General features: G+C 70.8%; 21 protein-coding genes. 7 read left to right on the forward strand and 14 right to left on the reverse strand.

All coding sequences use genetic code 11. The annotated features are described in order from the left end of the window. Positions 1–64 precede the first annotated feature (64 nt). Positions 65–259, forward strand: a complete 195-nt coding sequence (locus tag ACZ4TV_RS06965; RefSeq protein ID WP_468131516.1) for a hypothetical protein — start codon at positions 65–67, stop codon at positions 257–259. Between the two features lie 90 nt (positions 260–349). On the opposite strand, the gene ACZ4TV_RS06970 is transcribed toward ACZ4TV_RS06965, so the two are convergent. Next, positions 350–691 carry a metal-sensitive transcriptional regulator gene (locus ACZ4TV_RS06970; protein ID WP_468131518.1) on the reverse strand — a complete coding sequence of 114 codons (342 nt, stop codon included), beginning with the start codon at positions 689–691 and terminating at the stop codon, positions 350–352. 205 nt (positions 692–896) lie between these two features. Here ACZ4TV_RS06970 and ACZ4TV_RS06975 point away from each other — a divergent pair, with 205 nt between their 5' ends. Together ACZ4TV_RS06975 and ACZ4TV_RS06980 are read left to right on the forward strand one after the other, a co-directional pair. After that, complete coding sequence (locus tag ACZ4TV_RS06975) at positions 897–1,517, forward strand: DUF47 domain-containing protein (protein WP_243631357.1); 621 nt, start codon at positions 897–899, stop codon at positions 1,515–1,517. Positions 1,518–1,522: 5 nt separating this feature from the next. After that, on the forward strand, positions 1,523–2,521 hold the full coding sequence (locus ACZ4TV_RS06980) for an inorganic phosphate transporter (protein WP_468131521.1): 999 nt from the start codon (positions 1,523–1,525) through the stop codon (positions 2,519–2,521). A 126-nt stretch (positions 2,522–2,647) separates the two neighbouring features. Here ACZ4TV_RS06980 and pstB read toward each other — a convergent pair whose 3' ends face one another. The 7 genes from pstB to mshD form a co-directional block, all read right to left on the reverse strand. Then, positions 2,648–3,424: a phosphate ABC transporter ATP-binding protein PstB gene (pstB, locus tag ACZ4TV_RS06985; protein WP_468131523.1), complete on the reverse strand. Its 777-nt coding sequence runs from the start codon at positions 3,422–3,424 to the stop codon at positions 2,648–2,650. A gap of 28 nt (positions 3,425–3,452) precedes the next feature. Further along, the gene (gene pstA, locus ACZ4TV_RS06990; RefSeq protein ID WP_468131525.1) at positions 3,453–4,535 is read right to left on the reverse strand and encodes a phosphate ABC transporter permease PstA; all 1,083 of its coding nucleotides are present in this window, start codon (positions 4,533–4,535) and stop codon (positions 3,453–3,455) included. After that, positions 4,535–5,524 carry a phosphate ABC transporter permease subunit PstC gene (gene pstC / locus ACZ4TV_RS06995; RefSeq protein WP_468131527.1) on the reverse strand — a complete coding sequence of 330 codons (990 nt, stop codon included), beginning with the start codon at positions 5,522–5,524 and terminating at the stop codon, positions 4,535–4,537. Before pstC ends, pstA begins: the two co-directional genes overlap by 1 nt. A gap of 127 nt (positions 5,525–5,651) precedes the next feature. Next, positions 5,652–6,788, reverse strand: coding sequence for a phosphate ABC transporter substrate-binding protein PstS (gene pstS / locus ACZ4TV_RS07000; protein ID WP_468131529.1), 1,137 nt, complete (start codon positions 6,786–6,788; stop codon positions 5,652–5,654). 245 nt (positions 6,789–7,033) lie between these two features. Then, positions 7,034–7,969: a CHAD domain-containing protein gene (locus tag ACZ4TV_RS07005; protein ID WP_468131531.1), complete on the reverse strand. Its 936-nt coding sequence runs from the start codon at positions 7,967–7,969 to the stop codon at positions 7,034–7,036. A 4-nt stretch (positions 7,970–7,973) separates the two neighbouring features. Next, positions 7,974–10,328 (reverse strand): RNA degradosome polyphosphate kinase, encoded by a 2,355-nt coding sequence (locus ACZ4TV_RS07010; protein ID WP_468131533.1) that lies wholly within the window; start codon positions 10,326–10,328, stop codon positions 7,974–7,976. A gap of 390 nt (positions 10,329–10,718) precedes the next feature. Further along, positions 10,719–11,645, reverse strand: a complete 927-nt coding sequence (gene mshD / locus ACZ4TV_RS07015; protein ID WP_468131535.1) for a mycothiol synthase — start codon at positions 11,643–11,645, stop codon at positions 10,719–10,721. Positions 11,646–11,814: 169 nt separating this feature from the next. Between mshD and ACZ4TV_RS07020 the strand changes: the two genes are divergently transcribed. Next, entirely contained in the window at positions 11,815–13,629 is a 1,815-nt protein-coding gene (locus tag ACZ4TV_RS07020; protein ID WP_468131537.1) for a bifunctional metallophosphatase/5'-nucleotidase, read from the forward strand. A gap of 110 nt (positions 13,630–13,739) precedes the next feature. On the opposite strand, the gene ACZ4TV_RS07025 is transcribed toward ACZ4TV_RS07020, so the two are convergent. Next, positions 13,740–14,522, reverse strand: a complete 783-nt coding sequence (locus ACZ4TV_RS07025; RefSeq protein ID WP_468131539.1) for an alpha/beta fold hydrolase — start codon at positions 14,520–14,522, stop codon at positions 13,740–13,742. Positions 14,523–14,638: 116 nt separating this feature from the next. On the opposite strand from ACZ4TV_RS07025, the gene ACZ4TV_RS07030 reads away from it, so the two are divergent. Next, a complete protein-coding gene (locus ACZ4TV_RS07030; protein WP_468131541.1) occupies positions 14,639–15,208 on the forward strand; it encodes a TetR/AcrR family transcriptional regulator in 570 nt (189 codons plus the stop codon). Positions 15,209–15,343: 135 nt separating this feature from the next. Continuing rightward, positions 15,344–16,213: a phosphatidylinositol-specific phospholipase C gene (locus ACZ4TV_RS07035; RefSeq protein WP_468132244.1), complete on the forward strand. Its 870-nt coding sequence runs from the start codon at positions 15,344–15,346 to the stop codon at positions 16,211–16,213. On the opposite strand, the gene ACZ4TV_RS07040 is transcribed toward ACZ4TV_RS07035, so the two are convergent. The 5 genes from ACZ4TV_RS07040 to ACZ4TV_RS07060 form a co-directional block, all read right to left on the reverse strand. Next, entirely contained in the window at positions 16,193–17,635 is a 1,443-nt protein-coding gene (locus tag ACZ4TV_RS07040) for a sensor histidine kinase (RefSeq protein WP_468131543.1), read from the reverse strand. The two genes, ACZ4TV_RS07035 and ACZ4TV_RS07040, sit on opposite strands and share 21 nt — an antisense overlap. Beyond that, the gene (locus ACZ4TV_RS07045) at positions 17,632–18,366 is read right to left on the reverse strand and encodes a response regulator transcription factor (protein WP_468131545.1); all 735 of its coding nucleotides are present in this window, start codon (positions 18,364–18,366) and stop codon (positions 17,632–17,634) included. The genes ACZ4TV_RS07040 and ACZ4TV_RS07045 overlap by 4 nt, the downstream gene beginning before the upstream one ends. 134 nt (positions 18,367–18,500) lie before the next feature. Further along, entirely contained in the window at positions 18,501–19,643 is a 1,143-nt protein-coding gene (locus ACZ4TV_RS07050) for a S1C family serine protease (RefSeq protein ID WP_468131547.1), read from the reverse strand. Positions 19,644–19,880: 237 nt separating this feature from the next. Beyond that, positions 19,881–20,903: a LacI family DNA-binding transcriptional regulator gene (locus tag ACZ4TV_RS07055; protein WP_468131549.1), complete on the reverse strand. Its 1,023-nt coding sequence runs from the start codon at positions 20,901–20,903 to the stop codon at positions 19,881–19,883. Between the two features lie 24 nt (positions 20,904–20,927). After that, on the reverse strand, positions 20,928–21,779 hold the full coding sequence (locus tag ACZ4TV_RS07060; protein WP_468131551.1) for a response regulator transcription factor: 852 nt from the start codon (positions 21,777–21,779) through the stop codon (positions 20,928–20,930). A gap of 459 nt (positions 21,780–22,238) precedes the next feature. Here ACZ4TV_RS07060 and ACZ4TV_RS07065 point away from each other — a divergent pair, with 459 nt between their 5' ends. Then, complete coding sequence (locus ACZ4TV_RS07065) at positions 22,239–22,493, forward strand: MoaD/ThiS family protein (protein ID WP_468131553.1); 255 nt, start codon at positions 22,239–22,241, stop codon at positions 22,491–22,493. Position 22,494: the final 1 nt, after the last annotated feature.

The following is a 22,494-nucleotide window of genomic DNA, read 5'->3' on the forward strand; positions in this document are numbered from 1 at the left end:
CCATCCGTGTCATGTGCCGGATGCCGTGTCCTCCCTACGCTGAGAAGTCGAGCGCCGATGACCGATGACCGACGACCGAAGACGGCAGATTGGGGTGACACGCGTGACTCCCGCAGGCGGTACGACGGTGCAGGACCACGTGGCGCTCGCCGAGATCGAGCTGTGTGGTGAGCTGATCATCGCGGCGTCCGCGGCCGATGAGGATCGGCTGAGCCAGGACCGGATCGACGAGGTGCTGATGGGGATCTGGTCCGGCTGACCCGCCGTGTCCCGGGCTCCGCCCCAGACCCCGCGCCTCAAACGCCGGCGGGGCTGGGGGTGCCGGCGGGGCCGGAGAGGGAGGTGTCGGTTACGTGCGCAGGAGGCGGGCGATGGCCTTGGTGGCTTCCTCTACCTTGGCGTCGATCTCGGTGCCGCCCTTGACCGCGGCGTCGGCGACGCAGTGGCGCAGGTGTTCCTCCAGCAGCTGGAGCGCGAAGGACTGGAGCGCCTTCGTGCTCGCCGAGACCTGGGTGAGTATGTCGATGCAGTAGACGTCCTCGTCCACGAGCCGCTGGAGGCCGCGGATCTGGCCCTCGATCCGGCGCAGCCGCTTGAGGTGCTCGTCCTTCTGGTGGTGGTAGCCGTGCACGGGGGTGGTGGCTGCCGTGCCGGCATCGGCTCCGGGGCCTTCCGCCTCGATGGTCGTCATGCGTCCTCCCGTGATCCGGAACGAGGGATGTATACCGGAGGTATACCCCTCATGGGTATAGGGTACTGGGCCGTGGCCGAAGGGACAGGGGTCCGTGGTCCTCACTCTGCCTGATGGAGGACACTGGGGAACCGCCGGTTAGCCGTGGCCGGGGGATGCGCCTAGCATCAGCCTGACCGAATCCAATGCACCCCGAGGACCTCACGTGCGATTTCGTCTGACCCCCAGGGAGACGAGCTTCTACGACATGTTCGCCGCATCCGCGGACAACATCGTCACGGGCTCCAAGCTCCTGATGGAACTGCTCGGAGCGGACTCCTCCGCCCGGGCCGAGATCGCGGAGCGGATGCGGGCAGCGGAGCACGCGGGGGACGACGCGACGCACGCGATCTTCCACCAGCTGAACTCCTCTTTCATCACGCCGTTCGACCGCGAGGACATCTACAAGCTCGCCTCGTCGCTCGACGACATCATGGACTTCATGGAGGAGGCCGTCGACCTCGTCGTCCTCTACAACGTGGAGGAGCTCCCCAAGGGGGTCGAGCAGCAGATCGAGGTGCTGGCGCGCGCGGCCGAGCTGACCGCGGAGGCGATGCCGCACCTGCGGACGATGGACAACCTCACCGAGTACTGGATCGAGGTCAACCGGCTTGAGAACCAGGCCGACCAGATCCACCGCAAGCTGCTCGCGCAGCTCTTCAACGGCAAGTACGACGCCATCGAGGTGCTGAAGCTCAAGCAGATCGTCGACGTGCTCGAAGAGGCGGCCGACGCGTTCGAGCACGTTGCGAACACGGTGGAGACCATCGCGGTCAAGGAGTCCTGAACCTCGTGGACACCTTCGCCCTGGTCGTGACCATCGGTGTCGCGCTCGGCTTTACGTATACGAATGGTTTTCACGACTCCGCGAACGCGATCGCGACGTCCGTCTCGACGCGGGCGCTGACCCCGCGCGCGGCGCTGGCGATGGCGGCCGTGATGAACCTCGCCGGTGCCTTTCTGGGCAGCGGGGTGGCCAAGACGGTCAGCAAGGGCCTGATCGAGACGCCCGAGGGCAACCGGGGGATGTGGATCCTCTTCGCGGCGCTGGTCGGCGCGATCGTCTGGAACCTGATCACCTGGTACTTCGGACTGCCCTCGTCCTCCTCGCACGCGCTCTTCGGCGGCATGGTGGGCGCGGCGCTGGCCGGCGGCATCGGTGTCCTGTGGGACGGCGTGGTCGAGAAGGTCGTCATCCCGATGTTCGTCTCGCCGGTCGTCGGTCTGGTCGCCGGTTACCTGGTGATGGTCGTCATCCTGTGGATCTTCCGCCGGGCCAACCCGCACAAGGCGAAGCGAGGCTTCCGAATCGCGCAGACGGTGTCGGCGGCCGCCATGGCGCTCGGCCACGGTCTCCAGGACGCGCAGAAGACGATGGGCATCGTGGTGATGGCCCTGGTCATCGCCGACGTGCAGGCCGCGGACGCGGCGATCCCGGTCTGGGTCAAGGTCGCGTGTGCCGTGATGCTGTCGCTGGGTACGTACGCGGGTGGCTGGCGCATCATGCGTACGCTCGGCCGCAAGATCATCGAGCTGGACCCGCCGCAGGGCTTCGCGGCCGAGACCACCGGTGCCTCGATCATGTTCGGCTCGGCGTTCCTCTTCCACGCGCCGATCTCCACCACCCACGTGATCACCTCGGCGATCATGGGTGTGGGCGCGACGAAGCGGGTGAACGCGGTCCGCTGGGGCGTCGCCAAGAACATCATCCTGGGCTGGTTCATTACTATGCCGGCGGCCGCGCTGGTGGCCGCGGTGAGTTTCTGGATCGTGAACCTCGCGTTCGTCTAGCGACGGGGCGGTGTACGAAAGCGGGCCGGCTCCCCCCACCCAGGGGGAGCCGGCCCTTTCTTTCTTTCGCCTTGCGGTGGCACCGCCATGCAGCACCGCAGGACGTTCTGTGGGCCCGGTGAGGGCTTAGCCGAAGCGGCCCGAGATGTAGTCCTCGGTCGCCTGCACGGACGGGTTCGAGAAGATCCGGTCCGTGTCGTCGAGCTCGACGAGCTTGCCGGGCTGGCCGACCGCGGAGAGGTTGAAGAAGGCGGTGCGGTCCGAGACGCGGGCCGCCTGCTGCATGTTGTGCGTCACGATGACGATCGTGAAGCGCTCCTTGAGCTCGCCGATCAGGTCCTCGATCGCGAGGGTGGAGATCGGGTCGAGGGCCGAGCAGGGCTCGTCCATCAGCAGGACCTGCGGCTCGACCGCGATGGCGCGGGCGATGCACAGACGCTGCTGCTGGCCGCCGGAGAGGCCGGAGCCGGGCTTGGCCAGGCGGTCCTTGACCTCGTTCCAGAGGTTGGCGCCCTGGAGGGACTTCTCGACGATGTCCGTGAGTTCGGACTTCTTGAAGTGGCCGTTCAGCCGCAGGCCCGCCGCCACGTTGTCGAAGATCGACATGGTGGGGAAGGGGTTCGGGCGCTGGAAGACCATGCCGACCGTGCGGCGGACCGCGACCGGGTCCACGCCGGGGCCGTACAGGTTCTCGTCGTCGAGCAGGACCTTGCCCTCGACGCGGCCGCCGGGGGTGACCTCGTGCATGCGGTTGAGGGTGCGCAGGAAGGTGGACTTGCCGCAGCCGGAGGGGCCGATGAAGGCGGTTACGGAGCGGGGCTCCACGGTCATCGAGATGTCGTCGATGGCCTTGTGGCTGCCGTAGAAGGCGGAAAGGCCGCTGACGTCGATTCGCTTGGCCATGAGGGTCACTTCGCTTTCATTAGTCGCGTCAGCGACCGGTCTGCGGGGCCTTCCAGCGGGCGATGCCGCGGGCCACCAGATTGAGGATCATGACGAAGGCGATCAGGACGAGCGCTGCGGCCCATGCCCGGTCGTAGGAGGCTTCACTGCCGACCTTGTACTGCTCCCAGATGTAGAGGGGGAGCGAGGACTGGGCGCCTTCGAAGGGGTTGCCGTTGATCAGCTGGGAGCCGAAGACCAGCAGCATGATCGGCGCGGTCTCGCCGGCGATGCGGGCTACTGCCAGCATGACACCCGTGGAGATGCCGCCGATGGCGGTGGGGAGCACGACCTTGAGGATCACGCGCCACTTCGGCACACCGAGGGCCAGGGCGGCCTCGCGCAGCTCGTTCGGGACGAGCTTGAGCATCTCCTCGGTGGAGCGGACCACGACGGGCATCATCAGGATCGACAGGGCCATCGCGCCGGCGAAGCCGGAGGGGCCGAAGCCGAGCATCAGGTTCCAGGTCGTCAGGATGAACAGACCCGCGACGATGGAGGGGATGCCGGTCATGACGTCCACGAAGAAGGTCACGGCCTTGGCGAGCGGGCCCTTGCCGTACTCGACCAGGTAGACGGCGGTCAGCAGGCCGATCGGTGCGGCGATCAGCGTGGCGAGGGCGACCTGCTCGATGGTGCCGAGCAGCGCGTGGTAGACGCCGCCGCCCTGATCGAAGCTGGTCACGCCGTTCATCGAGTGGCTGAGGAAGTTGCCGTCGAGGAGCCCCACGCCGCGGCTGATCGTGGTCCACATCAGCGAGAGCAGCGGGACGACCGCGAGGACGAAGCAGACCCACACCACGGAGGTCGCGACGCGGTCCTTGGCCTGGCGGCGGTTCTCGATCACCGAGCTGGCGGTGTACGTGATGCCGACGAACAGGATGGCCGCGATCAGGCCCCACTGGACCTTGCTGTGGAGGTCGAAGGCGAGGCCGATGCCGCTGCCGAGGGCGATCGAGAGGACCGCGATGCCGGTCGGGGCCCAGCGGGGCAGGCCGCCTCGGGTGAGGCTGGTGGGGGCGGCGGACTTGGTGGCCCGGGTGGGCCGCTGGTCCTGGAGTGCGTGGCTCATCAGGCGTTCGCCCCCGAGAAGTCCTTGCGGCGAGCGATGATCAGCCGAGCTGCACCGTTGACCAGCAGGGTGAGCAGGAAGAGGACCAGACCGGAGGCGATCAGCGCGTCCCGGCCGAACTCGTTGGCCTCGTCGAACTTCGCGGCGATGTTCTGCGCGAAGGTGCCGCCGCCCGGGTTCAGGACGTGGAACGAGATCAGGAAGCTCGGGGAGAGGACGGTCGCGACGGCCATGGTCTCGCCGAGGGCGCGGCCGAGGCCGAGCATCGAGGCGGAGATGACGCCGGAGCGGCCGAAGGGCAGCACCGCCATGCGGATGACCTCCCAGCGGGTCGCGCCGAGGGCCAGGGCGGCCTCCTCGTTCATGCGCGGGACCTGGAGGAAGACCTCACGGCTGACGCTGGTCACGATCGGCAGGATCATGATCGCGAGCAGGATGCCGACGGTGAAGAGCGAGCGGGCGACGCCGACCTGGGTCTTCTCGAAGACGTAGGTCCAGCCCAGGTACTCGTCGAGCCAGAGGTTCAGGCCGTTCAGGTGCGGGACGAGGAAGAGGGCGCCCCAGATGCCGTAGATGATCGACGGCACGGCGGCCAGCAGGTCGACCACGTAGGCGAGGGGTGCGGCCAGCTTGCGCGGCGCGTAGTGCGAGATGAAGAGGGCGATGCCGACAGCGATCGGAACCGCGATGACCATCGCGATGATCGAGCTGACGATCGTGCCGAAGAGCAGGACGGCGATGCCGAAGACGGGCGGGTTGGCCGACGCGTTCCAGTCGAAGGTGGTGAGGAAGTTCCCCTCGTTCTCCGACAGGGCGATCGTGGCGCGGTAGGTGAGGAAGGCGGCAATCGACGCCATGATCACCAGGAGCAGGATGCCGGAGCCCTTGGAGAGCCCGGCGAAGATCTTGTCACCGGCACGGCCGGTGGACCTCGCGCTCTTGGCGACAGGCGGAGCCGTGTCTATCTGGGTGGGTGTGGTGGAAGCCATGGTCTTTCCGGTCTGTGTGGGGGGCAGGCCCCCTGGCGGCGGTGCACCGGATTCCCCCGGGTGGAGGGGAAGGGCCCCGAGGTGTCGGTTGCCCGGACGGGGGCGGTCGACACCTCGGGGTCAGGATTCAGCCCAGCGACTTGATGACTTCGCGGACCTTGGTGTTGATCTCGGCCGGGATGGGCGCGTAGCCGTTCTCGAGGAGGACCTTCTGGCCCGCGTCGGAGGCGGCGTAGTTCAGGAAGGACTTCACGGTCGGGAGCGTCTCGGCCTTGTTGCCCTTGTCGCAGACGACCTCGTACGTCACCAGGACCAGCGGGTAGGCGCCCTCGGCCTTGGTGGTGTAGTCGAGCTTCAGGGCCAGGTCGGAGCCGGTGCCGGCGACCTTGGCGGCGGCGATGGCCTTGGAGGCGTTCTCACCGGTGGCCGCGACCGGGGCGGCGGCGCCCGTGTTCAGGTCGACGGTCTTGATGTTCTGCGAGCTGGCGAAGGAGAGCTCGAAGTAGCCGATCGAGCCGTCGACCTGCTTGACCTGGGCGGCGACACCCGCGGAGCCGGAGGCGGCCTGGCCGCCCGGAGCGGCCCACTTCTTCGCGGGCTCGTGCGGCCAGGCGTCGGGGGCGGTGGCCTTGAGGTACTTGGTGACGTTCTCGGTGGTGCCCGAGTCGTCGGAGCGGTGGAAGGCCTGGATGGCGGTGGAGGGAAGCGTGACGCCCGGGTTCAGCTTCTTGATCGCCTCGTCGTCCCACTTCTTGATCTTGTCGTTGAAGATGTTGGCGATCGTGGCGGCGTCGAGGTTCAGCTTGTCCACGCCGGCGATGTTGAAGCCGAGCGCGACGGGGCCACCGACCATCGGCAGGTTGATACCCTGGCCACCGGTGCAGATCTTCTTCGACTCCTCGACCTGCTCCGGCTTCAGCGCCGAGTCGGAGCCGGCGAAACCGACGGTGCCCTGGTTGAACGCGACGATGCCCTCACCGGAGGAGGACGACTTGTAGTTCACCTCGACGCCGGGGCAGGCGGCCATGAAGTTCTTCACCCACAGCTCGACCGCGTTCTTCTGCGCGGAAGAGCCCGAAGCCAGCAGCTTGCCCTTGGCGTCGTCACACTTGATGTCGCCCGCGGCGGCCGTGGTGGGCTTGCCCGTGCCGTCGGTGGTCTTGGTGTTGTCGTCCGAGCCGCACGCCGTGAGGACCAGGGCGCCGGACACGACGAGGGCCCCGAGGGCGGAGGCACGAAGCATGTTCTTGCGCTGAAGCTTCACTTTCGGGTGTTCCTTCCAGAAGCCGCCGGCCGCTTTCTGTATCGGGGCGGCGTGCGAAGAGGACTACGTCGATTTGCCCGGCTGAGCTGCTCGACCTGCGGGCGACTCGCTCCGTGCTCCACCGAAATTAGGCAGAACAGGTGAAGCAGCCGACCGGGGCGAGTGAACGGACGGTGAACCGTGGCGGACGACCCGGTGCGCCACCGGCGCTCCGCCCCCAGCCGTCATCATCCGTTATCCGCCCGTTACCGTGGTGTGACCGCGGGCTCCCGGAGCCAGAGCTGCTGGAAGGCCTTGCGCGCGGCCTCGACCTCGTGGCGCTGGTCGGCGTGCAGCACGCCGAGGGCGTACGCCGTCGCCGGGGCGATGCGCGGGGTGCGGGCCGCCGTCGCCGAGGCGGCCGCCGCCTCGGCCGCGTCGCGGTGCCGGTCCAGGGCCTGGCCCGCGGCCGCCGGCCGGGTCACGTCCTCGCCCAGCGCCTCCCGCGCGTACCGGTGGACCCGCAGCAGGCGGCGTACCTCGTGCCAGAGCCCGTCGTGGTCCGCGTCGTACGGGCTCGGCGCCGCCTCGCGGCCGCCTACCGGGGGCAGCGCCGAGACGGCCGCCGACAGGCGGTTTTCGGCCACGGCCGCCAGCGGGACGAGGACCTCCGCCACCCGCCCCCGGGCCGCGACGGCGTCCAGCGGGACCTCCGAGGCCAGCACCGCCACCGCGTCCGCCACGGCGTGGAAGCGGGAGGAGCCGAGCGCCTGCAGCGTGGCCGAGTGGGCACGCGTACGGGCCAGGGTCAGCTGGCGCTCCAGCAGCGCGCCGGCCCGCGCCGAGCCCACGGTCAGCGCGCCGCCCGAGCCGCGCGGCGCCGGGAGCTCCGGGGACCCCGACAGCCGGTGCAGCGCGTCCATCAGCCGGGCCAGCCGGGCGGCGTACGCGTGCTCGTCGGCCAGCGTCGAGGACAGCCACACCAGCTCGGTGCGCAGCCCGTCGGCCCAGGACGACTCGGTCACCACCCGGAAGGTGGCCAGTGAACCGCTGATGCGGCGCGCGGCCCCCCGCAGGCCGCGCGCCGCGTCGCTCACTTCGGCGGCGTCGGCCCCGCTCTCCTCGTACAGGCGCAGTCCGCGCAGGAAAGCGGTGGCCTGCGCACGCAGGTACGCGCCGAGCACGTCACCTGCGTCCGCCATCGAGTCATGGTTTGGCTGAGCCACGCCGGCGCCTCCGGGCGTCTATGAGCGTCTCCTGTACGTGCCGCAGCGGCTGGCCTTCCGCGTCCGTGCTGTGCCGGGTCCACTCGCCGTCCGGGCCCAGGTGCCAGGAGGAGGTGGTGTCGGACATGCCGGTTTCCAGCATCCGGTCCAGTGCCGCGCGGTGGGCCGGGTCGGCGACCCTGACCAGTGCCTCGATACGGCGGTCGAGGTTGCGGTGCATCATGTCGGCGCTGCCGATCCACACCTCGGGCTCGCCGCCGTTGCCGAAGGCGAAGACCCGGGAGTGTTCGAGGAAGCGGCCGAGGATCGAGCGGACCCGGATGTTCTCCGAGAGCCCGGGGACCCCGGGGCGCACGGCGCAGATGCCGCGCACCCAGATGTCGACGGGCACGCCCGCCTGGGCGGCCCGGTAGAGCGAGTCGATGAGGGCCTCGTCGACGATCGAGTTCATCTTGAGGCGCACGTACGCGGGGCGGCCGGCCCGGTGGTGGGCGGCCTCCTTGTCGATCCGCGCTATCAGGCCGTCGCGCAGGGAGCGCGGCGCCACCATCAGCCGGCGGTAGGTCTCGCGGCGCGAGTAGCCGGAGAGCCGGTTGAAGAGGTCGGAGAGGTCCGCGCCGACCTGCGGGTCGGCGGTGAGCAGGCCGAGGTCCTCGTAGAGCCGGGCGGTCTTGGGGTGGTAGTTGCCGGTGCCCACGTGCGAGTAGCGGCGCAGCTGGTCGCCCTCCTGGCGGACCACGAGCGACAGCTTGCAGTGGGTCTTGAGCCCGACGAGCCCGTAGACGACGTGGCAGCCGGACTCCTCCAGCTTGCGCGCCCACTTGATGTTGGCCTGCTCGTCGAAGCGGGCCTTGATCTCGACGAGTACGAGGACCTGCTTGCCGGATTCGGCGGCGTCGATCAGGGCGTCCACGATCGGGGAGTCGCCGGAGGTGCGGTAGAGCGTCTGCTTGATGGCGAGGACGTCCGGGTCGGCGGCGGCCTGCTCCAGGAAGGCCTGCACCGAGGTGGAGAAGGAGTCGTACGGGTGGTGCAGCAGGACGTCCCGCTCGCGCAGGGCGGCGAAGATGTCGGGCGCGGACGACGACTCGACCTCGGCGAGGTCGCGGTGGGTGCCGGCGACGAACTTCGGGTACTTCAGCTCCGGCCGGTCCAGGGAGGCGATCCCGAAGAGGGCGGTCAGGTCGAGCGGCCCGGGCAGCGGGTACACCTCGGAGGCGTTGACGTTCAGCTCCTGCACCAGCAGGTCCAGGACGCCGGGGTCGATGGACTCCTCGACCTCCAGGCGCACGGGCGGGCCGAAGCGGCGCCGCATGAGCTCCTTCTCCAGGGCCTGGAGGAGGTTCTCGGCGTCGTCCTCCTCCACCTCCAGGTCTTCGTTGCGGGTCACGCGGAACATGTGGTGCGCGAGCACCTCCATGCCGGGGAACAGCTCCTCCAGGTGCGCGGCGATCACGTCCTCCAGCGGGACGTAGCGCTGCGGGGAGGCCTCCAGGAAGCGGGAGAGGAGCGGCGGGACCTTGACCCGGGCGAAGTGGCGGTGGCCGCTGACGGGGTTGCGCACGACCACGGCCAGGTTGAGGGAGAGGCCGGAGATGTACGGGAAGGGGTGCGCGGGATCCACGGCCAGCGGGGTGAGCACCGGGAAGATCTGGTTGCGGAACAGCGTGAAGAGGCGGGCCTGCTCCTTCTCCGTGAGGTCGGGCCAGCGGATCAGGTGCACGCCCTCCTCGCCGAGCGCCGGGGAGATGTCCTGCTGGAAGCAGGCGGCGTGGCGGGCCATGAGCTCGCGCGAGCGCGTCCAGATCTGGTCCAGCACCTCGCGGGGCTGCAGGCCCGAGGCCGAACGGGTGGCGACACCGGTCGCGATACGCCGTTTGAGGCCGGCCACGCGGACCATGAAGAACTCGTCGAGGTTGCTCGCGAAGATCGCCAGGAAATTGGCGCGCTCCAGGAGCGGGGTCGTCGGGTCCTCGGCGAGCTCCAGCACCCGCTCGTTGAAGGCGAGCCAGCTGCGCTCCCGGTCGAGGAAGCGGTTGGCGGGGAGCCCGCCGCCGTCCTTGTCCTCGTAGACGTCCAGGTCGGTGTCGAGCTCGGGCGCCAGGTCGACCGCGGGGCGGCGGGCGGCGATGGAGCTCAGGCGGGTGTGGGCCGCGGTGACGGTGGGGGCCGGGCCGTTCGCCTTGCCGTTCGCCTGGTCGGCGGCCTGGGGGGTGGCCATGCCGGTGGCCATGCCGGTGGCCTTGCCGGTGGCCTTGCCGGTGGCCGCGGCGGAGGTGTGAGACGGGTGCTGGGCGGGGACCTCGGTGGGGCCTGCGCTGGGCTGGTGGCTCATGACTCCATTCTTCCGCGCACGCGGGAGGACAGGCGCGTCGGAAGTGTCGGCCGTCAGTCGGAGGCGGGGGTGCATTGGGGGAGAGTCGCAAGCGCGTCTGAATGCCTGGTTAATGATGGGTGGCTTCCCGGGTCCGGCCGGGTGCACGGGGGCGGGTGCGTGTGCGGGTGCGTGCCGTGCGTGTGCCGGTGCGCGTGCCGGTGCGGCGCCGTTGCCGGGGGCGCTGCCCCCGGACCCCCGCGCCTCAAACGCCGGCGAGGCTGAAAGAGCGCCTCAAACGCCGGCGAGGCTGAAAGAGCGCCTCAAACGCCGGCGGGGCTGGATGGTGCCGGCGGGGCTGAAAAACAGCCTCGCCGGCGTTTGAGCCCCAGGGGGCCGGCGTGGTCGGGGTCAGCTTTCCGTGCGGTACATCAGGTCGACCTCGTGGGTCGCGAAGCCGAGGCCCTCGTAGACGGCGAGGGCCGCCGGGTTGTCGGCGTCCACGTACAGCATCGCCGTCGGCAGACCCGCCGCGGCGAGGTGGCGCAGGCCGATCGCGGTGAGGGCCTTGCCGAGGCCGCCGCCCTGGGCGCCCGGGCGGACGCCGAGCACGTAGACCTCGCCCAGCTGCTCCGCCGCGTGGACCTTCGTCCAGTGGAAGCCGACGATCTCCCCCTCGCGCTCCGCGAGGAAGAAGCCCTTGGGGTCGAACCAGAGCTGCGCCATCCGGTCGTCGAGGTCCCGCTGGGTGAGCGAGCCCTGCTCGGGGTGGTGGGCGAAGGCGGCCGCGTTCGCCGCGAGCCAGGCCGCGTCGTCGGCGCCGGGCACGAAGGTCCGTACGGTCACGCCGGGCGGGAGCACCGGCTCCGGCAGCGGGGCCGCGTCGACCAGCGGCCGGCGCAGCTGGCGCAGCTCGCGGAAGAGGGTCAGGCCGAGCACCTGGGCGAGGTGCCGGGCGGCCGACTTGCCGCCGTGGGCCCATACCCGCAGCCGCTTGCCGGAGGCGGCCAGCAGGGCCATCCCCATCGCCCGCCCGTGCCCGCGTCCCCGCAGGGCCGGGTGTACGACGAGCTCGGCGGCCGGGGCCTCCACCGGGTCGGTGTCCTCCAGTTGCCCGTACGCGGCGAGCCGTCCGCTCTCGGTGAGCAGGAAGTGCCGGATCCCCTCGCGCGGCCCGCCGCGCAGCTGGAGCCGTCCCTGCTCGGACACGGCGGTGGTGCCGTCCGTACGCGCCGCGTCCTCGATGAGGTCGAGTACGGCGCCGGCCTGTTCCTCCGTCAGCTCGTCGAGGGTCTGAATCTGCCGTCCTGGCTCCAGGGCCGCTGCTGCGTCAGTCATGGCACGAGCCTACGACCGTCACGGGCGCCGGGCGGAGTGCGGGCGCGGGGTCGGTCCGTCTTCTACGTGTAACCAGCTCGATACCCGCTACCCCTGGTCGTGCTACGCGCGTTGACCATAGGCTGCGGCGGACCTCCCAAGCAGTATCGCTGTCCACAAAGGGGACTAAATGTCAGCGACGCCACAACGGCACCGCCGAAACCGCCGGTTGACCTGGACCGCCCTCGCCGTCACGGCCGGGGCCGGGGCCGTGGTCGCCGCCGCACTGCCGGCCGGGGCCGCGAGTGGTGGCGGTGCGGCCAAGAGCCGGACCGTCGATGTGCAGATGCTTTCGTTCAACGACTTCCACGGCACGCTGGAGGCCCCGCAGGGCTCCTCCGGCAACGTGACCGAGCGTCAGGCCGACGGCACCACCAAAGCCATACCCGCGGGCGGGGTCGAGTACCTCGCGACCAGCCTGCGCGAGGCCCGCAAGGGCCACGAGTACTCCGTCACCGCCGCAGCCGGTGACATGATCGGCGGCAGCCCGATGCTGTCCGGGCTCTTCCACGACGAGCCGAGCATCGAGGCGCTGAACAAGCTCGACCTGGACGTCACCAGCGTCGGCAACCACGAGTTCGACGAGGGCAAGGCCGAGCTGCGCCGCATGGCGTACGGCGGCTGCCACCCGGTCGAGGGCTGCTACGAGTACGGCAAGGAGTTCACCGGCTCCGAGTTCAAGTTCCTCGCGGCCAACGTGACGGACGAGAAGACCAAGCGTCCGATGATGTCGCCCACCTATGTGTGGAAGAAGGGCGACGTGAAGATCGGCTTCATCGGCGTCACCCTGGAGGGCACTGCGGACGTCGTGACCGCCGAGGGCGTCAAGGGCCTGAAGTTCGGCGACGAGATCGAGACGATCAACAAGTACGCCGCCGAGCTGAACAAGCAGGGCGTGAAGTCGATCGTCGCGCTCGTCCACGAGGGCGGTCTGCCCGCGAGCGGCGCGTACAACTACGACTGCAACGTCCCGGGCGCCGGCGCCGGCATATCGGGCGCGATCGTGGACATCGCCAAGAACGTGGACGCGAAGGTGGACGCGCTGGTGACGGGCCACACGCACCAGGCGTACGCCTGCAACATTCCCGACCCGGCGGGCAACCCGCGCATGGTGACCTCCGCCGCCTCGTACGGCCGGCTGTTCACGGACACCACGCTGACCTACGACCGGCAGACCAAGGACATCGTCCGTACGCCGGTCAGCTCGCCCAAGCCGGTCAACAAGGTCGTCACCCGGGACCAGCCCAAGGCCCCGGACATGACCGAGCTGATCCAGCGCTGGAGCGCCCTCGCGGCCCCCATCGCCAACCGTCCGCAGGGCTTCATCTCCGCGGACATCCCCGGCCGCGGCTCCGAGGCGCCCGAGAAGCCGCTCGGCGACCTGATCGCGGACGCGCAGCTGGAGGCGCTGGCCCCGGCGGACAAGGGCGGCGCGCAGCTGGCCCTCATGAACCCGGGCGGCATCCGTGCCGACCTCGCCTACAAGGCCTCCGGGGCCGAGGGCGACGGCGTGGTGACGTACGGCGAGTCGTACACGGTCCAGCCGTTCAACAACATGATGAACATCGTGGACCTGACCGGCGCGCAGCTGATCACCGCCCTCCAGCAGCAGGTCAGCGGCCCGGTCAACGGTGTGAGCCCCAAGATCCTGCAGGTGTCGAAGGGCTTCACCTACACCCTGGACATGACGAAGACGGGCGCGGACCGCATCGTCGTGGACTCGGTGAAGCTGAACGGCGCGGCGATCGACCCCGCCAAGACCTACCGGGTCGCGATGAACGAGTTCCTCGCGGGCGGCGGTGACGGCTTCACCGTCCTGAAGGAGCACAAGAACAAGCTGGTCGGCGCGTCCGACCTGGACTGCTTCAACGCCTACCTGGGGAAGTCGACGGCGGCGAACCCGATCGTCCCGCCGGCGGCGGACCGCATCACGGTGATCAAGTAACACCCGGAGCAACACCCGGAGCAACATCCGGAGCAACACCCGAGCAACACCCGTGCAGAGCGCGCCCGGAGGGGCGGTGGGCCCGTCGGCCCGCCGCCCCTCCGGCGTCGTCAGAGACCCGCCAGGAACGTCCGGACGGCCTCGGTGAAGCCCTCCGGATCCTGGAAGGGCACGTAGTGCTCGGTGTCGAGGCCCGCGTACGAGGTCCCGGGCCGCCGGGAGACCATCGCGTCGGCCTGTTCCTGTGGGAGGGCCTCGCTGCGCAGGCCGTGGATCAGGAGCGCCGGGCAGGTGCTCGCGAGCCAGGCGTCCCAGTGGGAGCCGGCGCCCTCCTCCACGATGGCCAGCGTGTCCTGCGGGTGGAACGGCAGCCGCCAGCCGGTCCCGTCGGGGAGCGGGCGCAGGAACGGGCCGGCTCCCTCGGCGAGGGGACCGCAGGCGGCGATCAGCTCCTCGCGGGTCGGCGCGGTGTACGGGAAGCCGGCCAGGAAGGCGAAGGGGTTCGGGCCGTTCCCGCGCGGGCCCTCCACCGGGCCGTCGACGTTGACGAGCGCCGAGACCAGGTCGGGGCGGGCGGCGGCCAGGTGGTAGGCGTTGAGCGCACCGAGCGAGAAGCCGAGGACGACGACCGGGCCGCCGGGGTCCAGGTGTTCCAGCAGTGCGACGGCGTCGGCGACGAAGCCGGCGCGGGAGTACTCGTCGGTCCGGTCGGAGTCTCCGTGACCGCGCTGGTCGGGGGCGATGACCCGCCACTCGGGGCCGAGGGCGGTGGCCAGGCCGGTGAAGTGGGCGCCCTCGCAGAGTCCGCCGTGCAGGGCGAGCAGCGGGCGGCCGGCGCCGCCGAAGTCCAGGTAGGAGAGGGTGCGGTCGTCGATCTTCAGCTCGTGGCGCATGCCGGGTCTCCCGTTCTTCGATCTTCCGATGGCCGCAGCCTGCCAGGATTTGGGCATGCGCGCAATACGATTGTGTAGGGCGCTTGCCCAAAAAGAGCCGCGACTACGATCCCGGCATGGGAAATCGCGAGGACCTGCTGGCCGGAGCGCGCCGCTGCCTGGAGGAGAAGGGGTACCTGCGCACGACGGTGCGCGATATCGCCACCGCCTCGCAGGTGAGCATGGCCGCGATCGGCTATCACTTCGGATCGCGGGAGGCCCTGCTCAACCAGGCGCTGTTCGCCGCCATGGACGAGTGGAGCGACGCGGTCGGCGGGCTCGCGGGGGAGGGGGAGAGCGCCGAGGAGCGGTACGCCGACATGTGGGACCGCAAGGTCCGCAACTTCGGCGAGCTGCGCTGGTTGTGGCTGGCCTCCGTGGAGGCCTTCGTGCACGCGCAGTCCTCACCCGAGCTGCTCGCGGCCCTGGCCGCCGGGCAGCGCGCCGGGCGTCCGCACGTGGCCGCGCTGCTGCGCGGGATCCCGGAGGCGGAGGTCTCGGAGGCCGACGCGCGGACCATCGGGTCGGTGCAGATGGCGCTGATGACCGGGGTGATGGTCCAGGCCCTGACCGATCCGGAGCACGCCCCGACCGGGCGGGAGCTGACCCGGGGGCTGCGTGAGCTGGCCGCTCTGCTGGACGGCTGACGGCTCGCGGTTCGCGGCTCGCGGTGGTCTGCGGCTACTGACTGCCTGTCGATAGCTACCGATGGGTAGTCTTCTTGAAGTGTCCACGCCATAATCCGGTCCCATCACCGGGTCGGCGAAGGGGCGGGCATGGGCATGGACCGACGGGCGTTTCTCGTGGGAGCGCTGGCGGCGGGCACGGCGGTGGGACTGGGGGCCACCGGCACGGCCCCGGCCTCGGCCGCGGCCCTCGGCACCCAGGACTGGATGGCCGGCCTGGGGGACTCCACCGCCCTGCAGCGCATGACCATCCCCGGCACGCACGACTCCGGCGCCCGCCACGGCGGGCTCTACGTCGCCTGCCAGAACACCTCGATCGCCGAACAGCTCGACTCGGGGATCCGGTTCCTTGACGTCCGCTGCCGCGTCACCGGAGGGTCCTTCGCGATCCACCACGGGTCCTTCTACCAGAACCTGATGTTCGGGGACGTCCTCGTCGCCTGTGCCGGCTTCCTCGCCGCGCACCCGTCCGAGACCGTCCTGATGCGCGTCAAGCAGGAGTACTCCACGGACAGCGACGCCACCTTCCGCGCCGTCTTCGACGACTACCTCGACCGCCGCGGCTGGCGCCCGCTGTTCCGGATCGCCGACACCCTGCCCTCGCTCGGGCAGGCCCGCGGGAAGGTGGTCCTGCTCGCCGACAACGGCGGCCTGCCGGGCCTGCGCTACGGCGACGGCACCGTCTTCGACATCCAGGACGACTGGAACGCCGAGCCCTTCGCCAAGCGCGGCAAGATCGAGAACCACTTCCGCAAGGCGGTCCAGCAGCCCGGCAAGCTCTTCGTGAACTACACCAGCACAGCGGCGTACATGCCGCCGCGCTGGAACTCCGACCGGCTGAACCCGCAGGTGCACGCCTTCGTCGACGGCGGAGAGCTGGCTGGCCGGACCGGGCTCGGCATCGTCCCGATGGACTTCCCGAACACCCGCTCCGGCCTGGTCGCCTCACTGATCCGGCACAACTGACGGGTCGGACGGCGGCGGGGTGGGCGCCCCCGGAATGCGGAGCACCGCCTCCGTGCCCGAGCCGCCGTCGGCCGCCGCCCGCAGCTCGGCGCTGCCGCCCGCGCGCGCCGCCGTACGGGCCACGATCGACAGGCCCAGCCCGCTGCCGGGCAGGGCGCGGGCCGACGGGGACCGCCAGAACCGCTCGAAGACGTGCGGCAGGTCGTCGGCCGGGATGCCCGGCCCGTGGTCCCGTACGGTCAGCTCGCCCGCCCGCAGCGTCACCTCGACCACGCCGCCCGGCTGGCTGAACTTCACCGCGTTGTCCAGGACGTTGACCACCGCCCGCTCCAGCGCGGCCGCCTCGCCCCGTACGTACCAGGGCTCCAGGGAGGAGCCGAAGCTCAGCTCCGGACCACGCAGCCGCGCCCGGGACAGCGCGGCCGCGGTGATCTCGTGCAGGGCGACCACCCCGAGCGGGCCGGGGGAGGCCGCGTCCGGCCGGGACAGCTCCTGCAAGTCCCCGATCAGCGAGGCCAGTTCGGTCATCTGCGCCTTGACCGAGGCCAGCAGCTCCCGCCGGTCGTCGGGCGGGATGGCCCGGCCGGTCTCCTCGCTGCGCGCGAGCAACTCGATGTTCGTACGGAGCGAGGTCAGCGGGGTGCGCAGCTCGTGGCCGGCGTCGGCGATCAGCTGGGCCTGCCGCTCCTGGGAGGAGGCGAGGGCCGCGGTCATCGAGTTGAAGGACCGCGACAGGCGGGCGATCTCGTCGTCGCCCTCGTCGGGGATCCGTACGGTGAGGTCCTCGGTGCGGGCGATGTGCTCGACGGCGTCGGTCAGCTCGTCGACGGGGTGCAGTCCCGTACGGGCCACCCACAGACCGGCCGCGCCCGCGCCGACCACTCCGATGCCGGAGACCAGCAGCAGTATCCAGGCCAGGGTGGACAGGGGCTTCTCGATGTCCGCGAGCGGCTTGGCGATGGAGATGCCGAAGACCTGGCCGGTGGAGGGGGTGGTCACCGGCAGCGTGTAGACGCGCATGTCGACGCCGTCGGTGGTGGTCACGTCGTGCAGGGTCTTGTCCCGCCTGCCCGCCGCGATCTCCTTGTCGGTCTCGGTCACCGGCAGGGTGGTCGGTCCGCTGACCCAGCAGTGGGAGCCGTCCGCGAGGACGATCTGGACGGTCGCGCTCAGGGTCCCGGCGATCTGCTGACCGGGCTGGGGAGGCCGGGTGAGGCATCGTTCCCGTTGCAGGGTCTGACCCACCTCGGCGCTGACGTTCGTCGCCATCAGGGAACGGTCGAGCTGGTCGATCAGCTGCTGGCGCACCATGACCCACGACACCGCCGCCACCGCGGCCACCGCGAGAGCCACCGCCACCGTGACCAGCAGGGCCAGCCGGGAGCGCAGCGGGAGCGCGCGGAATCTGGCGGACGGACTCACTCGGGCCCGCTCTCGCCGGCGCGCAGGACGTAGCCCACCCCGCGCACGGTGTGGACGACGCGCGGCTCGCCCCCCGCCTCGGTCTTGCGGCGCAGGTACATGACGTACACGTCCAGGGAGTTGGAGCTGGGCTCGAAGTCGAAGCCCCAGACGGTCTTGAGGATCTGCTCGCGGGTCAGGACCTGGCGCGGGTGGGCGAGGAACATCTCCAGCAGGGTGAATTCGGTACGGGTCAGCTCCACCGGGCGCCCGGCCCGGGTCACCTCGCGGGTCGCGAGGTCCATGCGCAGGTCGCCGAAGGTCAGGGCGTCCGCGTGGCTCTCGCCGCCGGGCTGCGGAGCGGCGTAGGAGCTGCGGCGCAGCAGGGCGCGGACGCGGGCGAAGAGCTCGTCGAGCTCGAACGGCTTGACGAGGTAGTCGTCGGCGCCCGCGTCGAGGCCGGTGACGCGGTCGCCCACGGTGTCGCGGGCGGTGAGCATCAGGATCGGCGTGACGCTGCCGGCGGCGCGCAGCCGCCGGGCCGCCGTCAGCCCGTCCATCCGGGGCATCTGGATGTCCAGGACGATCAGGTCGGGGGCGTACGAGGCCGCCTTGTCGAGCGCGTCGAGCCCGTCGACGGCGGTCTGCACGGCGTACCCCTCGAAGGCCAGGCTGCGGCGCAGGGCCTCACGTACGGCGGGTTCGTCGTCGACGACGAGGATGCGCGCCGCTTCGCCTTCGGCGGGATGCATGGATGGGTCCCCCATGGTGGTCGTGGCCAACTTCCTCCAGCGTCGCACGCGGGCGGGGCCCGGGGTCCGGCGCCCGGGTCCGGCGTCCAGCGTCCGGCGTCCGGGGTCCGAGTTGCTGAGTCAGGGGTCTGGCGTCAGTAGGACGTGCCGAAACCGTTCGGGGCGGAACCGCCGGCGTCGGTGTCGGTTCCGGAGGAGCCTGTTCCGCCGGGGCCGCCCGTGCGGAGCGAGTCCAGGTCGGCCTTGATCGTGTTGACCGGGATGGCGAAGCCGAGGCCGACGCTGCCTGCGGCGGAACCGCCGGAGGAGGGGGAGTAGATCGCGGAGGGCATGCCCACGATCTCGCCGTTCATGTTGACCAGGGCGCCGCCGGAGTTGCCGGGGTTGAGGGAGGCGTCGGTCTGGATGGCCTTGTACGAGGTGGTGTCCGAGCCGGTGTTCCCGTTGAACTGCCGGCCGCCGAAGGAGAAGGGCCAGCCGCCGTCGCCCTGCTGCCCGCCCTGCGGGGGCCGCTGATCCGACTTCGGCACGTTCACCTCGCGGTTCAGCGCCGAGACGATGCCGCTGGTGACGGTGCCGGTGAGACCGTCGGGGGAGCCGATGGCGACGACCTGGTCGCCGACCTTGAGGCTGCCGGAGTCGCCGAGCTTGGCGGGCTTGAGGCCGCTCGCGCCCTGGAGCTTGATGAGCGCCAGGTCCTTGTCGGGGTCGGTGCCGACGATCTTGGCGGGGTACTTCTTGCCGTCGCTCATCGTCACCTGGATCTCGGCGGCGCCGCTGACGACGTGGTTGTTCGTGACGATCTCACCGTCGGCGGTGAGGACGATGCCGGAGCCGGTGCCCTGGCCGGACGCGGTGCGGATGTCGATGCGGACGACCGAGGGGCTGACCTGCTCGGTGACGCCGGAGACGGTGCCGGTGTCGGACTGCGAGACGTTGGTGCCGTTGACGCCGCCGGCGCCGCCGGTCTGCCGGTCCATCAGCTGCTGGACACCGGCCGCGGTGCCGCCGCCGACCAGGGCCGCGGCGAGCGCGACGGCCGCCAGCAGTGCGACGGGCTTCTTGGCGCGGGGGGCGGGGGGCGCGGCGTGTGCGGGACCGTGCGGGCCCCGGATGACCGGCGGCGGGGGCGGCTGGTGGGCCTCGTGCCAGCCGGGTGCGGCGGGCGGGTACGAGGGCGGCGGCGGATACGCCCCCGCCTCGTCGCCGACGGGCGGGTGCTGGCCGGGGCGGTTCTCCTGCGGGTACGCGCCTTCGCGGCGGAAGCTCTCGGTCATGACTACGACTCTGTCCGCGGATGATGAGAGCATTCTGAGTCTGACCTGAGAAGCCCGACAGAACCGCGTATGCCCGATATAAGGCGGGGCTGAAAAATCAGCCCCGCCGGCGTTTGAGGCGCGGGGTCTGGGGCGGAGCCCCAGGAAGCCGGGCCGCAGGCGAAGAACTGCGCGCAGCCCCACGGCCGGTGCGGCGCCCGGCCCGGGCCGGGTAGGTCTGCTCGGCCAGCGCCAGCGCTAGCGGCAACCGCAGGAGCGGCGGATCACCAGCGCCGACGGGAACTGCTTCAGCCGTTCCCGGCGCGAGCCGGCCACCCGGAGGCCGTCGTCCAGGACGAGGTCCACCGCCGCACGGGCCATCGCCGGCCTGTCCGAGGCGATCGTGGTCAGGGGCGGGTCCGTGAGGGCCGCTTCCTTGACGTCGTCGAAGCCGGCCACGGCCAGTTCCCCGGGCACGTCGATGCGGAGCTCCCGCGCCGCCCGCAGCAGGCCGATCGCCTGGTCGTCCGTGGCGCAGAAGATCGCCGGCGGGCGGTCCGGCCCGGACAGGACGTCCAGGGCCACCCGGTACGCGTCGTAGCGGTTGTACGGGGCCTGGAACAGCCGCCCTTCCACCGAGCGCCCGGATTCCAGCATCGCCCGGCGCCATCCCTCGACGTGGTCGGCCACCGGGTCGCCGACCTCCGGGGTGGTCTCGACCCCGCCGAGGCAGGCGACGTACTCGTGCCCGTGCTCCAGCAGGTGGCGGGTGGCGAGCTGCGCGCCGCCGATGTCGTCGGTGACGACGGCGACGTCGTCGATCGCCTCCGGCCGCTCGTGCAGCAGCACGACCCGCGCGTCCCAGGCCTCGATCTCCGACGCCGCGCGCTCGCTCATGCCCTGGCTGACCAGGATCAGGCCCGAGACCCGCATGCCGAGGAAGGCGCGCAGGTAGTGGACCTCGCGCTCGTCGCGGTAGTCGGAGTTGCCGACCAGCACCATCTTCCCGCGCTCGGCCGCGGCCTGTTCGACCGCGTGCGCCATCTCCGCGAAGAACGGCTGACGCGCGTCCGGGACGATCATGCCTATGAGGTCGGTGCGCCGCGAGGCCATCGCCTGGGCGACCCGGTCCGGGCGGTAGCCCAGCTCCTTGATCGCGGCGAGGACACGCTCGCGCGTGGCCGGGGCAACCGGCCGGGGTCCGTTGTTGATGACGTAGCTCACGACGGCGGTAGAGGTACCCGCAAGTCGCGCCACGTCATCCCGCGTCACCTTGGCCACGCGCGGCAGTCTACGCGGGGTGACCTACCTCTGGGCAGGGCGTCCTGCGGAGTGGATGCTCACAGGGTCTTCCGCCGATCGGGTGACGGCGGCGACAGGCTGCCCGGCGCCGTGCGCCGCTGCCTGTGCGGCGGCTTGTGTCGCTGCTTGCGCCGCCGCCTGCGCCGCCGCCTGCGCCGCTGCTTCCGCGGCTGCCCGTTCGACCTTCTCCGGCGTCACGAAGCGATAGCCGACGTTGCGGACCGTGCCGATCAGCGACTCGTGCTCGGGACCGAGCTTGGCGCGCAGCCGCCGTACGTGGACGTCCACCGTCCGGGTACCGCCGAAGTAGTCGTAGCCCCAGACCTCCTGGAGCAGCTGGGCGCGGGTGAAGACCCGGCCCGGGTGCTGCGCGAGGTACTTGAGCAGCTCGAACTCCTTGAAGGTGAGGTCCAGCACCCGCCCCTTGAGCTTGGCCGAGTACGTCGCCTCGTCCACCGACAGGTCGCCGTTGCGGATCTCCATCGGGGAGTCGTCCGAGCCCAGCTGCTGGCGGCCCGTGGCCAGCCGCAGCCGCGCCTCGACCTCGGCCGGGCCGGCGGTGTCCAGGAGGACGTCGTCGATGCCCCAGTCCGCGGTGACGGCCGCCAGACCGCCCTCGGTGACGACGAGGATCAGCGGACAGCCGGGACCGGTGGAGCGCAGCAGCTGGCACAGCGAGCGCACCTGCGGCAGGTCGCGGCGGCCGTCCACGAGGATGACGTCGGCACCCGGGGTGTCCACGAGGGCCGGGCCCTCGGCCGGGGCCACCCGGACGTTGTGCAGCAGCAAGCCGAGTGCCGGCAGCACTTCGGTGGAAGGCTGCAGCGCGTTGGTGAGCAACAGGAGTGAGCTCATGACCGACCACCTGCCCGGGTCGGACGGTGGTGCACGGTTCGCTGGTCCATCACGTCGGTTCCTCCTCGGTCCCGTCGAGGACGTGCGCGGTACTGCTTCGTACGTCTTGCCTGGCTCCCTGCGGTCCCCGCGCCCTGGGGTCCGCATGGATACCACTGTTCTCGGTTCGTTCAACGTGCTGAAAGCACAAAAGGACCCGGGGGCTACGTTGCCCGGATCCTCATGCCCAGCAGAATAGCCCACCCGCCCTTGCCGGGCCGAGGCCTCTCCCGTTTCCTCTTCTGTGGTTCCTGCCACGCCCCTGCCAGCGTATGCCCCGGTTTCACCGGATCGGAGGCCCGCCAGGCGGTACGTCCGCGCCGTACGGGCGCACACCCGGCGCGTGGAGGCACGCCGGGGTCGGCGGTGGGAGGGGCCATCATGGAGGCCGACGGTAGAGAGCCGACGATAGGAGCTGCAGTGGCAACCGGAACCATCCGCTACTGGGCGGCGGCCAAGGCCGCGGCCAAGACGGCGGAGGAGCCGTACTCGGCGCGCACGCTGGCCGAGGCGCTCGACGCCGTGCGGGACCGTCACCCCGGGGAGCTGACCCGGGTCCTGCTGCGCTGCTCCTTCCTCGTGAACGACGAGCCTGTGGGCAAGCGCCCGCATGATTCCGTGCTGCTGACCGAGGGGGGCACCGTCGAGGTGCTCCCGCCGTTCGCGGGCGGGTGAG

It is taken from the genome of Streptomyces sp. NPDC028910, from assembly GCF_055564955.1.